The sequence below is a fragment of the Streptomyces sp. NPDC059695 genome (assembly GCF_042733785.1).
Lineage (GTDB): Bacteria > Actinomycetota > Actinomycetes > Streptomycetales > Streptomycetaceae > Streptomyces.
The window spans coordinates 1-12,083 of the sequence record NZ_JBHWFF010000024.1; the positions used below are offsets into that span (position 1 = coordinate 1).

Below are 12,083 nucleotides of genomic sequence, written 5' to 3' on the forward strand. Positions count from 1 at the left end.
TACCTCCACCGCCCTCCCCCACACCGCGCCGCCGCCCGCGCCCCCCCCCGCCCCCCCCCCGCCCCCCCCCCCCCCCCCCCCCCCCCCCCCCCCCCCCCCCCCCCCCCCGGGGGGCCCCCCCTCTCCCGTATCTGCTGCGCGGGTCAGCCCGCGAGCAGCCTCTTCACCGCGGCGGCGACACGGCCGCCCTCGGCCTGGCCGGCCACCTTCGGGTTCACGATCTTCATGACGGCGCCCATGGCACGCGGCCCCTCGGCGCCGCCCGCCTTCGCCTCCTCGACGGCCGCCACGACGATGCCGTCGAGCTCCTCGTCGCTGAGCTGCTTCGGCAGGTACGCGTCGAGGAGGACGCCCTCGGCCTTCTCGCGCTCGGCGGACTCGGGACGTCCGCCCTTGGCGAAGGCGTCCGCGGCCTCGCGGCGCTTCTTCGCCTCCTTCGCGATCACCTTCAGCACCTCGTCGTCGGAGAGTTCGCGCTTGGTGGTGCCCGCGACCTCCTCCTTGGTGATCGCGGTGATGGTGAGCCGCAGGGTCGAGGAGCGCAGTTCGTCGCGCTCCCGGATCGCGGCGTTGAGGTCGTCCTTGAGCTTCGCCTTGAGCGTGGTCATGGGGTCAAGTGTGGCAGGTGCGCCACCCGAACCGCCCGCGCATTTCGGCCCAGCGGGTCTGCGACGATGGGGGGATGCGCGCACGGTACGGCATCCCCCTGAAGATCACGGCAGGCCTCACGGCGACGGCGGCGGCCGGAGTCGTCTACGCGGCGGGCTTCGAAGCCCGCTCCTTCCGGCTCCGCCGGGTGACGGTCCCGGTCCTCCCGCGCGGCATGCGCGACCTGCGGGTCCTCCAGGTGTCCGACATCCACATGGTCCGCGGCCAGGGCAAGAAGCGGGCCTGGCTGCAGTCCCTCGCCGGGCTCCGCCCGGACTTCGTCGTGAACACCGGCGACAACCTCTCCGACACGGACGCCGTGCCGGAGGTACTCGACGCGCTCGGGCCGCTGATGGAGTTCCCCGGCGTGTACGTCTTCGGCTCCAACGACTACTACGGCCCCCGGCTGCGCAACCCCGCCCGCTACCTCCTGGAGAAGGTGCAGGGCAAGCACGGCCTCAACGGCAACCCGCCGGTCGTGGGCGCCGTCCACAACCCCTGGGAGGACCTGCGGGACGCCTTCGACGCGGCCGGCTGGGTCAACCTGACCAACACCCGCGGCCGGCTGAAGCTGCCGCAGGCCGAGCTCGCGTTCACCGGCCTCGACGACCCGCACATCAAGCGCGACCGGTACGAGCGCGTGGCCGGCGGCCCCGACGCGTCGGCGGACTTCTCCGTGGGCGTCGTGCACGCCCCGTACCTGCGCGCCCTCGACGCCTTCACGGCCGACGGGTACGAGCTGCTCCTCGCCGGGCACACCCACGGCGGCCAGCTGTGCGTCCCCTTCTACGGGGCCCTCGTCACCAACTGCGACCTGGACACCGACCGGGTCAAGGGGCTCTCCACGCACACCGTCGCCGACCGGACCTCCTACCTCCACGTCTCGGCGGGCTGCGGCACCAACCGCTTCACCCCCGTCCGCTTCGCCTGCCCGCCCGAGGTCACCCTGCTCACCCTGACGGCCCGCGCCTGAGCCCCTACGGTGGGGGCATGCTGCCCCCCACCGCGGCCGTGCCGGCCTCCGCCGTCGTCCCCCCGCCGCGCCGCCGCCCCGGGGCGGCGTCCTTCCGGGGCCTGATCGCCCTGGCCGCGGCGACGGGCCTGGCCATCGAGTGCGTCTACGGGGACGTACTGGTCGTCCTGAGCTTCTTCACCGTCTGGTCCAACATCCTGGTCGCCGTCGTCCTCGGCCTGGGCGCGGTCCGCGCGTGGACCCGCCGCCCGCCCTTGCCCGCGCTGTGGACCGGCGGTGCGCTGCTCTGCATCGCGGTGGTCGGCCTCGTCTTCCACCTAGTCCTCGACAACGAGGCGAGCGAGTTCAACCAGGCCGCCGAGATCGCCCGGCTCACCGGGCCGAGGGCCGTGGCCAACCAGCTCCTGCACACCGTGACCCCGATCGGCACGGCCCTCGACTTCCTCCTGCTCACGGCGCCCGGCGCCCTCCGGTGGCGCCACGCCGCCCAGTGGCTGGCGGCCCCGGGCGCCTACCTCGCCTTCGCCCTGGTCCGCGGCGCGGTGCTCTCCTCCGACGCGCCCACCCGCTACACGTACCCGTTCCTCGACGTGACCGTCCACGGCTACACGGGCGTCCTCACCAACGCCGTCGTCCTCGGCGCGGCCTTCTACGTCCTCGGTCTCGCGATCGTCGGCCTGGACCGCATCCGACCTGCGCCGAGGTCCCCCGAATACCGGATTTCGCCTGAGGGCGCGCGTGGGCTAAAGTAATCGATGTCGCCGCGACATGAAGAACAAAGCAGCGACATCGGGGTGTAGCGCAGCTTGGCAGCGCGCTTCGTTCGGGACGAAGAGGTCGTGGGTTCAAATCCCGCCACCCCGACAGCCGTAAGACCAGTTCAGGGGCTCGATCCGCGTCAGCGGGTCGGGCCCCTGAGTGGTTTCCGGGGAGTTCGTGAAGGCGCTTTCGGGGGCCGTTCGTCGGCGGCCCCCGAAAGGCGGTCTCCCTAGATCACCGGCGGGCGGCCCAGGCGGGTCATGTGGAGGACCGTGGTCCAGCGCATCGGGTTCCGGGGGCCGCAGGAGCGGCGGACGCCCTCCGCGAAGCCGGCGAACCAGGCCTTGAGGCCCGGCAGCGAGCGGGTGCGGGCCAGGGTCAGCAGGGTCCACACGCCGAGGTAGACGGGGACCAGGAGGGCCGGCAGGTTGCGCTTGGCCAGCCAGACGCGGTTGCGGGCGGTCATCCGGTAGTAGACGGCGTGCCGGGCCGGGCTGGTCTTCGGGTGCTGGAGCAGGAGTTCCGGCGCGTACAGGACCTTCCAGCCGGCGTCGAGGGCCCGCCAGGCGAGGTCGGTCTCCTCGTGGGTGAAGAAGAAGTCCTCCGGCCAGCCGCCGATCCGGTCGAGCATCGGCATCGAGAGACCGTGGCCGCCGCCGAGGAAGGTGGTGACCTCGCCGCCGCGCAGCGGGTCCTTCGCCCCGAGGCGGGGGACGTGCCGGCGCTGGGTCTCGCCGGTCTCGTCGGCGATGCGGAACGAGACGATGCCGAGCGCCGGGTCCGCCTCGTACAGGTCGGCGAGGCGGCGGAACACGTCCTCGTCGACGAGGAGGCCGTCGTCGTCGAGGTCCACCACGATGTCGACGTCGCCGAACGCCCGCAGCGTCTCGATCGCGACGTTCCGCCCGCCCGAGACACCCCGGTTCTCGGGGAGTTCGACACCCGTCACGCCCTCGGGCAGCGCCGGGAGCGACCCGGTGCCGTTGCCGACGACGACGATCCGGGCTGCGGGCTCGTCCTGCCCCGCCACGGCGTCGAGCAGCGCCCGCAGCTCGGCCGGGCGCGTGCCCATCGTCAGTACCGCCACACCTACACGCGGTCGCGCCACGACCCACTCCGTCCATGTCCGCCGGGAAATCAGCTCCGGCACTCGCTCCGGAAACCCGCTCCGGGCCGCGATGCTAACCGTCCGGGGACACCTTCCGTTCACCCGGACCACGGGTGTCGTGCACCCGTCGGGAGGCCGGAGGGGGGCGCGCGGCACGGGGCGGGGACGGGCGGCTCTACGCTGGTTCTCTTCCGTCAGGTTGATCGATCGTCGAAAGGGTGGTCTCCCGGTGCTGGTCGCGGACCGATATCGGCTTCATGTGTGTATCGGCCGGGGCGGCATGGGCGAGGTGTGGCAGGCCACCGACGAGGTGCTCGGCCGGTCCGTGGCCGTGAAACTGATGCTGGCCCAGGCGACCGACCCCTCCGCCGGCGACCGCTTCCGCCTGGAGGCGCAGACCGCCGCGCGGCTGAGCCACCCGCACGTGGTGGGCGTCTTCGACTTCGGCACCTGGGACGGAAAGCTGTTCCTGGTCATGGAGTTGGTGGAGGGCGACAGCCTTCAGGGGAGCCCCTCCGATCCGATGATCCTGCCCGCCGAGCGGGTCGCGGTCGTCGCCGCGCACGCCGCCGCCGGGCTCGCGGCGGCGCACCGGCAGGGCGTGGTGCACCGCGACATCAAGCCGGGGAACCTGCTCGTCGACGCCGAAGGCACCGTCAAGCTGGCCGACTTCGGCATCGCGCGGTTCGTCGACGACCCGTCTGCCGCGCTCACGACGACGGGTCAGATCGTGGGCACCGGGCTCTACCTCGCGCCCGAGCGGGCCCTCGGGCAGCCCGCCTCCTCCGCCTCCGACGTCTACTCGCTGGGCTGCGTCCTCTACCAACTCCTGACCGGGAGACCTCCGTTCCGCGCGGACACCGCGACGGCCCTGCTGTACCAGCACATCGACACCGCCCCGATGCCGCCGAACCGGCTCGGGGCCGCGCTGCCGCCCGCCTTCGAGACGTACCTGCTGAGCCTGCTCGCCAAGCAGCCGGAGCAGCGGCCCTCGGCGCAGGCGATCGCCGACTGGTTCTCCTCCGGTGCCTGGCGTTCCTACTCCGGCGCCGCCCCCGGGCTGCCCCACGCGCCTCACCAGCCCGCCGCACACCCCCAGGGCCGGAGCCAGGCGCCCCATCAGCCGGCCGGTCCCGCGCCCCTGCCCATGCCCGCCCCGGCGCACACGCCCGCGCCGACCCCGCCTCCGGTGAACCGGCCGCCGGCGACCCGCTCCGCGCCCTCCGCGCGGCGGCGCCAGAGCCAGGCCAGCACCGGCGACCGGCTCGCGGAGCTCTCCCGCCGCCGCCCGCGGAAGACGGCCGCGGTGGCCGGGGCCATCGCCTTCGTGGTGTTCCTGATCATCGGGATGGCCTGGCTGTCCTGAGCCGGGTCCCCGGAGACTCCCGGTGCGGGCCGCCCTGAGGCCCAGGACCCCTCAGTACGGTCTCGGTGCCATCACGTGCGCTTCCCCGTCCGCCTCCGTGAGCAGCAGGCAGCGCGGTTCGCCGGGGCCCGGTGTCGCACGGACGGTCACCGGTGTCGGCGGGTCGGTCGGCAGCTCGACCCGGACGGTGACCGGCTCCTCGTCGTGGGTCGTCGCGTGGCCGGTCTCCTTGCCGTCGACGAGGACCTCGACGACCGGGGTGTGCCCGGTCTGCACGGTCACGGAGACCGAGTGCCCGAGGTGGTCGATGTGGAAGTGGTGGCGTGCCCTCATGGGCCACCTCCGAACCGCGGAGTGGGACGTAGCTCCAGCCTAGGCACGGTCCGCCGCTCACGGCGCTCCGAAGTGCGGTCGTAGTACCCCGGTGTTCAGATGGACCGGTACGCCGATCACCGCCCCCGCGGAACGGAGCACCCGGCACATGAGCGACACCCTGCCCCCCTTCGAGGACACCAGCGACTTCGCCGACGCCGACCGGGGCTTCCTCGGCGCGCTCGTCCCCGGGGTCGTGACGGCCGAGGACGGCCGCGTGATCTGGGACAACGACGCCTACGCCTTCCTCAAGGGCGACTGCCCGGACACCGCGCACCCCAGTCTGTGGCGGCAGGGACAGCTCTGCGCGCGCCAGGGCCTCTACGAGGTCACCGCGGGCGTCTTCCAGGTCCGCGGCCTGGACATCTCCAACATGACGCTCGTCGAGGGCGAGCGCGGGGTGATCGTCATCGACCCGCTGATCTCCGTGGAGACGGCGGCCGCCGCCCTCGCGCTCTACCGGGAGCACCGGGGCGAGCGGCCCGTCACGGGCGTGATCTACACCCACTCGCACGGCGACCACTTCGGCGGGGTCCGCGGCGTCCTCCCGCACGGCACGGAGGACGGCGTCCCGATCCTGGCCCCGGCCGGCTTCCTGGAGCACGCGGTCAGCGAGAACGTGTACGCGGGCACGGCGATGACCCGCCGGGCGAGCTACATGTACGGCGTCGGGCTCCCGAAGGCGCCGGACGGCCAGATCGGCGTGGGCCTCGGCCAGGGCACCTCCACCGGCACCATCAGCCTGATCCCGCCGACCGTGGACATCACGGAGACCGGGCAGCAGGAGACGGTCGACGGGGTGCGGATCGTGTTCCAGCTGACGCCGGGCACCGAGGCCCCGTCCGAGATGAACTTCCTCTTCCCCGACCACCGCGCCCTGTGTCTGGCGGAGAACGCCACGCACAACATGCACAACGTGCTCACCCTGCGCGGCGCGGTCGTCCGGGACTCCCGGATCTGGGCCCACTACCTGGACGAGGCGATCGAGTTCTTCCACGGGCAGTACGACGTCGGCTTCGCGTCCCACCACTGGCCCACCTGGGGCCACGACAACGTGGTGCGCTTCCTGGAGGAACAGCGCGACCTCTACGCGTACCTGCACGACCAGACCCTCCGCCTGCTCAACGAGGGGTGGACGGGCGTCGAGATCGCCGAGCGGATCGAGCTGCCGCCGGCCCTGGAGAAGGCCTGGCACGCCCGCGGGTACTACGGCTCGCTCAGCCACAACGCCAAGGCGGTCTACCAGCGGTACCTCGGCTGGTACGACGGCAACCCGGCGCACCTGTGGGAGCACCCGCCGGTGGAGCTGGCGCGGCGGTACGTGGACGTGGCCGGCGGCCCCGCCGAGGCCCTCGCCAAGGCCCGCTCGTACGCCGAGGGCGGCGACCCGCGCTTCGCCGCCACCCTCCTCAACCACCTGGTCTTCGCCGACCCCGGCGACGAGGAGGCGAAGGAGGCGCTCGCCGGGGTGTACGAGACGCTCGGGTACGGCGCCGAGAACGCCACCTGGCGGAACTTCTACCTGCGCGGCGCCCAGGAGCTCCGCCGGGGCGTCACGGGCGACATGGTCGACATGACGAACCCCGAGATGGCGATGGCCCTGACCGTGCCCATGCTGGTCGACTCGATCGCCATCGCCGTCGACGGTCCGCGTGCCTGGGACGAGGACCTGACGATCGACCTCGTCCTGACCGACGCGGGCGCGCTACGGCGCGGGTGAGCGGCGCCGCCTCACCCTGCGCCACGGCGCTCTCACGCACCGGGTGGTCGCCGAGCCCCGCACGCCCGCCGGGCTGACCCTCACCCTGGCGAAGGCCCAGCTCCTCGGCCTGCTCGCGGGGAAGAGCCTCCAGGAGCTCGGGATCGGGGTGGAGGGCGACCCGGCCCTGCTCGCGCGGCTCTTCTCGTACGTGACGAAGCCCGATCCCCAGTTCCCGATCGTCACCCCGTGAACCGGCACCTCCCGAACGGCGAAGGAGCCCCCGCATGAGCCGTCACCGGACGAGCCACGCCAGGACGCCCAGCAGGATCAGCGTCAGGCAGATCCCGAGGTTGACGACCTTGTACTGGAGGAAGACCGCGACGAACTCGCGGATCGTGGCCGAGGGCCAGAAGTAGGCGGCGGTCGGCGAGCCGACCACCTGTCCGTCGATCCCCGCTCTCCGGGCCGTCAGGGCGGCCCGGAAGGCGTGGAAGTTGTTGGTGACGATCACGCAGGTGGAGCCGGGCCGGTCCCGCTCCATCAGCTCCTTGCTGAAGAGCATGTTCTCCTCGGTGGTCCGCGAGCGGTCCTCGCGGACCACCGAGGCGGCCGGGAAGCCGCCGTCGGTCAGGTAGTCGGCCATCGCGTGGGACTCGGGCACCTCCTCGTCGGGTCCCTGCCCTCCGGAGGTGATGAGGACGGGCGCGGGCCCGCCCCGGGCGGCCAGGGTCTCCCACACCTCCCGGCCCCGGTCCAGACGGCTGGCGAGGAGCGGCGGCACCCTGCGTCCCCCGATCAGACCCGAGCCGAGCACGACCACGTAGTCCGCGTCGCGCCGCAGCCGCAGCCGGCCGTACAGGAACGCGTAGCCGACGAAGCACACGAACAGGAACGAGACGTAGCCGAGGAGCAGCAGGCTCGTACCCGTGATCAGGCCCAGGACCGGTGAGCCGGTGGCGGCCGTCGCCACCGTCAGGCCCATCACCCCGAATATGGCGAGTCCGGCGAGGAGCGCGAGCAGGTTGGCCGGGCTCCTGCCCTCCTTGCGGAGCATCTTCACGCCGTTGGCGCACAGCAGTCCGGCGAGGACGGCGGGGCCCAGGCCGAGCACGAGCACCAGGACGACCATCACCGTCTCGGCGAACCCGGGAGGGGCGTCGTCGATCCCGGAGAGCAGCCCGATGCCGAGGAAGGTGACGGCGAGACCGAGGTACACGGCGTTGCCGAAGCGCCGCCGGTCGCGCAGGACACCGACCATGGCGAGCAGGAGGAAGACGGCGGCCACGACGAAGGCGAACATCCCGACATCGTAGGCACCGGGACCGACGGTGGGGCCGGCGAAGGCCGCGCCCTGTGGACAACCGGAGCCGGCGCCTAGACCTCGGCCGACAGCGCGAACAGGCCCCGCCTCGCGCCCTCTTCGTACGCGCTCCGCAGCTCGGGGTCGACGAGCAGCGCGCCGAGCGCCTCCTCGCCACGCGTGCGCGTGACCACGCAGTACTCCGCCGGTCGGTACGAGGAGTCGAAGACCGAGGTCCGCAACAGGTCGACGGCGCCCAGGAGATGGGCCGCCGCGCCGTGCCGCCCCTCCATCGCCCGCATCTGGGCCAGCAGCTCCGCCGCGCAGGCCGCGCCCACCGCGGAACCGAGCCGCAGATGCTCCCGCAGGGCCCGTCTGGCGTGCTCCGAGGCGCGCTCCCGGTCCCCGTCCCAGGCGCCGAGTTCGGCCCGTACGTGATACGCCCAGGCCTCGGCGAACATGTCGCGGCCGACCCAGGCCCGACGGCTCTCGCGGTCCAGGTCGCCCTGGTCCAGGGCCTCCTGGGCGGCCTCCGGGTCGGAGCGGCACAGGGAAAGCGCGAGCCCGACCCAGCACGCCCGCCGGGTCGGCCCGAACTCCGGGTGCTCCTCCATCAGGGCGAGGGCCTCCCGGAACTCGGCCGCCGCCGCGCGCGTACGCCCCTGGTAGAGGGCGGTCGCCCCGCGCAGATGGGCCAGGAGGGCCAGACAGCGCTCGTCGCCGTCCCGTACGGCCGCCGCCCACGCCCGGGTCAGGAGCGGGTCGGCGTCCTCGGGGCGGCCCGACTCCAGCTCCAGGAAGGCGGCCAGCCACAGGGCGCGGGCGGAGGGCGGGCCCGTGTGGAGGCTGAGGGCGTGCCGCAGCCGGGTGCGGCCCTCGGCGATCCGTCCGCAGGCCACCCACAGGAACCACAGGGAGACCGCGATCTCGACGGACGTCTCGGCCTCCGCGCTGGGCGAGAGCGGCGCGGTCGTCGGGTCCATGGCGGCGGCCAGGTCGGGGAGTTCGCGCAGCGCGAGGTCCCGGGCGTCGAGCTGCCGGCCCCGCTGCCACCAGTCGGCGGCCCGCCGGGCCACCTTCACGCACCACCTGCGGTGGTGCAGGAGGACGGCCCAGCGGTCCCCGCGCGCGGTGAGCCGGCGGGCGCCGACGGCCCTCATCGGGTGCGGCATCCAGTAGCGGGGCAGGCCGTCCTCGCCGTCGAAGAGGTCGTCGACGGGAAGGAGGGCGAGCGGTGCGAGCCGGTCCAGGACCGTCTGGACCACCCCGGCCGGAAGGGTGCCGGAGGCGCAGACCTCGCGGACGGCCTCGCGGCCGAAGGCGCCCTCGAAGACGGACAGCCGCTCCCACAGGAGCTGTTCGGCCGGTCCGCAGCTCTCGTAGCCGCGCTCCGCCGCGGCGACCTGGTCGAGGCTGACGGGTTCGCCCCACAGGAGTTCGGTCTCGGGTGGTTCTCCAGCCCACATGTGCTTCCAGCCCCCGTGTCGGTTCTCCGCCCTTCTTCTGTGACTTCGGACGGATTCAATGGAAATCAGCCAGCTTCGCGGCTTGAATGCGTGTGCCCCGGTCCACATCCTGGGGCCTTCCCGCACCCGAACCCAGGGATTCCCCGGGATCGACCAAGGAGGCACATGCTTACCAGGGAATCCGTCCTGGGGGAGGTGGATCTGGCGCTGATCCACGCACTGCAGATCGCACCCCGCGCCAGCTGGACCCAGCTCGCCGGGGTGCTCGCGGTGAGCCCGGACACCCTGGCCCGGCGCTGGGAGACCCTCACCGCCGGGGGGTACGCGTGGAGTTCGCTGCTCACCGCCCGCCGCGGCGCCGAAGGCACCCTCTACGCGTGGGTGGAGCTGGAATGCGTCGCCGGCGACACCGAGGCCACGGCGATCGCGATCGCGGAGGATCCGTACTCCCTCGGCGTCCACCAGGTGACCGGCGACGCGGATCTGATCCTGCTCGTCAACTGCCCCGACCTGCACGCCCTCGACGGCTACCTCACCGGACGGGTGCGGCGCCTCCCCGGAGTGCTCCGGGCCCGCACCCAGGTCGTGACCCAGCTGCACAACCGCCCGTACCGCTCACGGATCGAGCAGCTCACCCCGGGGCAGGTGCAGCACCTCACCGAGGTCACCGGCGGCGACCGGCGGGCACGGGCCGCCACGCGCGCGTACCCGCTGGTCACCGAGCTCGACCGGCGGATCGTCGCCGAGCTCGCGGGGGACGCCCGGCGCAGCGCGGCGGAGCTGGCCCGGCAGTGCGGAACGAGCGAGTCGACGGTACGCCGCAGACTGGACGCCCTCGGCGCGTCCGGCGCCTGCCACCACCACTGCCTGCCCGCGCCGCGTTTCTCCGGGCGGCCCGTGTGGGCGATGGTCACGGCGGCCGTACCGCCCCTGGACGTGGCCGAGTGCGTGGCCTCGCTGGCCAGGATGCGCCAGACCCGCGTGATCACCTCGGTCACCGGGCCGCACAACCTGGCCCTGGCGATGTGGCTCCGTACGGTCGAGGAGCTCGACGTCGTGACGGCGGGCCTGGTGCGGGCCGCGCCCTCGCTGCGGATCACGGGCACCGCGGTGTCCCTGCGCACCCACAAGATCGGCGCGCAGGTCCTCGGCGCGGACGGCCGCCGGACCCACCACATCCGGCCCGCGACCGACCCCTGACACGGCGCCGGGGACGTGTTCTGATGGCCGCATGGAGTTCGCCGTGTTCGTGACGCTGCCCGGTCTGGTCATCCTGCTGACCGTGATCGCCTTCGCCGATCAGATCCTCCGCGTGACCGGACGCGGCAAGCGCACCGGGCAGGTCTCGTCGACGGGCTTCGAGCAGCTGCACGCCACCTTCTCGCAGGGCAAGCAGAACGAGCTCAAGGAGCGGCAGAGCGCCCTGGTGATGCGCGACGACGAGGAGGACGGCGCCCCGCCGCGCCACTCGACCGTGGACCTCGGCGGCGGGCGGGCCGTCATCCGGATCAGGCCGGGCGCGACGCCTTGACCGAGTACATCAGGGGGATGCGGGGACGGTCCGCCGGGAAGCGGTAGTAGCCGTCCTCGTGGCGCTGGAGGGCCCCGTAGCGCGGGAAGAGCGACGCGTCGTGCTCGTGCAGGAAGTCGATCCGCAGGCCCGCCCGCGCGAGCGCCGTGACGACCTCGCCGACCGGGTGCACCCATTCCACGCTGCGGTTGTGCACGGTGACGGCGGCGAGGTCGGCGTACGTCCCCGGGGTGGTGTCCACCCACGGCTCGCGGACGAAGTAGTCGTGCACGACCCGGCTGCCGGTCTCGTCGTCGAGGGAGTCGGTCAGCGGATGGAACTCGGCCACGTACAGGAAGCCGCCCGGGGCGACGAGCGAGGCCGCGGTCTCCGCCCAGCGCTCGATGTCGGGCAGCCAGCACAGCGCCCCGCTGCCGGTGTAGACGATGTCGTACGACCGGTCGGGGACGGCCTCGGCGGCGTCGTAGACGTCGGCGGCGACGAAGGCGGCCCGCTCCTGCGCGAGGCCCAGGTCGGCGGCGAGCGAGCGCGCGGTCTCCACGGCCGGCTCGGAGAAGTCCAGGCCGACGACGGAGGAGGCACCGTGCCGGGCCCAGGACAGGGTGTCCAGGCCGATGTGGCACTGGAGGTGGAGCAGCGAGCGTCCGGTGACGTCACCGACCTCCGCGAGCTCGAAGTCCCGCAGGGCCTCCTTGCCCGCGCGGAAGGCGTCGAGGTCGTAGAACTCGCTGGAGGCGTGGATCGGGACGCGCTCGTCCCAGCGGGCGCGGTTGGCGTCGCGCCAGTCCTCGGGCGTCGGTGCGTACATGTCGGCGAGGTTATCCACAGGCTGCGGACGACGCGACCCGATTGTCGGCC

General features: G+C 73.1%; 11 protein-coding genes, 1 tRNA gene and 1 pseudogene. 7 read left to right on the forward strand and 6 right to left on the reverse strand.

All coding sequences use genetic code 11. The features are described 5' to 3' along the window. Positions 1-143: 143 nt before the first annotated feature. Positions 144-608, reverse strand: coding sequence for a GatB/YqeY domain-containing protein (locus ACFV2S_RS26835; protein WP_385564092.1), 465 nt, complete (start codon positions 606-608; stop codon positions 144-146). 74 nt (positions 609-682) lie between these two features. Between ACFV2S_RS26835 and ACFV2S_RS26840 the strand changes: the two genes are divergently transcribed. The 3 genes from ACFV2S_RS26840 (at position 683) to ACFV2S_RS26850 (ending at position 2,485) form a co-directional block, all read left to right on the forward strand. Further along, positions 683-1,621 carry a metallophosphoesterase gene (locus ACFV2S_RS26840; RefSeq protein WP_383795561.1) on the forward strand — a complete coding sequence of 313 codons (939 nt, stop codon included), beginning with the start codon at positions 683-685 and terminating at the stop codon, positions 1,619-1,621. A 17-nt stretch (positions 1,622-1,638) separates the two neighbouring features. Next, on the forward strand, positions 1,639-2,373 hold the full coding sequence (locus ACFV2S_RS26845; RefSeq protein ID WP_385564096.1) for a Pr6Pr family membrane protein: 735 nt from the start codon (positions 1,639-1,641) through the stop codon (positions 2,371-2,373). Positions 2,374-2,411: 38 nt separating this feature from the next. Next, a tRNA-Pro gene (locus ACFV2S_RS26850) sits at positions 2,412-2,485 on the forward strand. Positions 2,486-2,609: 124 nt separating this feature from the next. Here the strand turns inward: ACFV2S_RS26850 and ACFV2S_RS26855 are convergent. Next, the gene (locus ACFV2S_RS26855) at positions 2,610-3,488 is read right to left on the reverse strand and encodes a glycosyltransferase family 2 protein (RefSeq protein ID WP_383795566.1); all 879 of its coding nucleotides are present in this window, start codon (positions 3,486-3,488) and stop codon (positions 2,610-2,612) included. Between the two features lie 229 nt (positions 3,489-3,717). Between ACFV2S_RS26855 and ACFV2S_RS26860 the strand changes: the two genes are divergently transcribed. Continuing rightward, on the forward strand, positions 3,718-4,854 hold the full coding sequence (locus tag ACFV2S_RS26860) for a serine/threonine-protein kinase (protein WP_385564100.1): 1,137 nt from the start codon (positions 3,718-3,720) through the stop codon (positions 4,852-4,854). Between the two features lie 51 nt (positions 4,855-4,905). Here ACFV2S_RS26860 and ACFV2S_RS26865 read toward each other — a convergent pair whose 3' ends face one another. Further along, the gene (locus ACFV2S_RS26865; RefSeq protein WP_385564103.1) at positions 4,906-5,187 is read right to left on the reverse strand and encodes a hypothetical protein; all 282 of its coding nucleotides are present in this window, start codon (positions 5,185-5,187) and stop codon (positions 4,906-4,908) included. 148 nt (positions 5,188-5,335) lie between these two features. Here ACFV2S_RS26865 and ACFV2S_RS26870 point away from each other — a divergent pair. Continuing rightward, positions 5,336-7,178, forward strand: a pseudogene (locus ACFV2S_RS26870) (alkyl/aryl-sulfatase). 42 nt (positions 7,179-7,220) lie between these two features. Here the strand turns inward: ACFV2S_RS26870 and ACFV2S_RS26875 are convergent. Together ACFV2S_RS26875 and ACFV2S_RS26880 are read right to left on the reverse strand one after the other, a co-directional pair. Beyond that, positions 7,221-8,228, reverse strand: coding sequence for a YdcF family protein (locus ACFV2S_RS26875; protein WP_385564106.1), 1,008 nt, complete (start codon positions 8,226-8,228; stop codon positions 7,221-7,223). A 74-nt stretch (positions 8,229-8,302) separates the two neighbouring features. Continuing rightward, positions 8,303-9,694, reverse strand: coding sequence for a tetratricopeptide repeat protein (locus tag ACFV2S_RS26880; protein WP_385564109.1), 1,392 nt, complete (start codon positions 9,692-9,694; stop codon positions 8,303-8,305). 165 nt (positions 9,695-9,859) lie between these two features. Between ACFV2S_RS26880 and ACFV2S_RS26885 the strand changes: the two genes are divergently transcribed. Then, positions 9,860-10,894, forward strand: a complete 1,035-nt coding sequence (locus ACFV2S_RS26885; RefSeq protein WP_385564112.1) for an Lrp/AsnC family transcriptional regulator — start codon at positions 9,860-9,862, stop codon at positions 10,892-10,894. Positions 10,895-10,925: 31 nt separating this feature from the next. Further along, positions 10,926-11,225 (forward strand): DUF6191 domain-containing protein, encoded by a 300-nt coding sequence (locus tag ACFV2S_RS26890; protein WP_385564115.1) that lies wholly within the window; start codon positions 10,926-10,928, stop codon positions 11,223-11,225. On the opposite strand, the gene ACFV2S_RS26895 is transcribed toward ACFV2S_RS26890, so the two are convergent. After that, entirely contained in the window at positions 11,203-12,033 is an 831-nt protein-coding gene (locus tag ACFV2S_RS26895) for a class I SAM-dependent methyltransferase (RefSeq protein ID WP_385564118.1), read from the reverse strand. The genes ACFV2S_RS26890 and ACFV2S_RS26895 overlap by 23 nt on opposite strands. Positions 12,034-12,083 lie beyond the last annotated feature (50 nt).

Bases quoted from the DNA above. Each gene is read 5' to 3' on its own strand.
- ACFV2S_RS26835 (WP_385564092.1), bottom strand. From the start codon at position 608: ATGACCACGCTCAAGGCGAAGCTCAAGGACGACCTCAACGCCGCGATC.
- ACFV2S_RS26840 (WP_383795561.1), top strand. From the start codon at position 683: ATGCGCGCACGGTACGGCATCCCCCTGAAGATCACGGCAGGCCTCACG.
- ACFV2S_RS26845 (WP_385564096.1), top strand. From the start codon at position 1,639: ATGCTGCCCCCCACCGCGGCCGTGCCGGCCTCCGCCGTCGTCCCCCCG.
- ACFV2S_RS26865 (WP_385564103.1), bottom strand. From the start codon at position 5,187: ATGAGGGCACGCCACCACTTCCACATCGACCACCTCGGGCACTCGGTC.
- ACFV2S_RS26875 (WP_385564106.1), bottom strand. From the start codon at position 8,228: ATGTTCGCCTTCGTCGTGGCCGCCGTCTTCCTCCTGCTCGCCATGGTC.
- ACFV2S_RS26880 (WP_385564109.1), bottom strand. From the start codon at position 9,694: ATGTGGGCTGGAGAACCACCCGAGACCGAACTCCTGTGGGGCGAACCC.
- ACFV2S_RS26885 (WP_385564112.1), top strand. From the start codon at position 9,860: ATGCTTACCAGGGAATCCGTCCTGGGGGAGGTGGATCTGGCGCTGATC.
- ACFV2S_RS26890 (WP_385564115.1), top strand. From the start codon at position 10,926: ATGGAGTTCGCCGTGTTCGTGACGCTGCCCGGTCTGGTCATCCTGCTG.
- ACFV2S_RS26895 (WP_385564118.1), bottom strand. From the start codon at position 12,033: ATGTACGCACCGACGCCCGAGGACTGGCGCGACGCCAACCGCGCCCGC.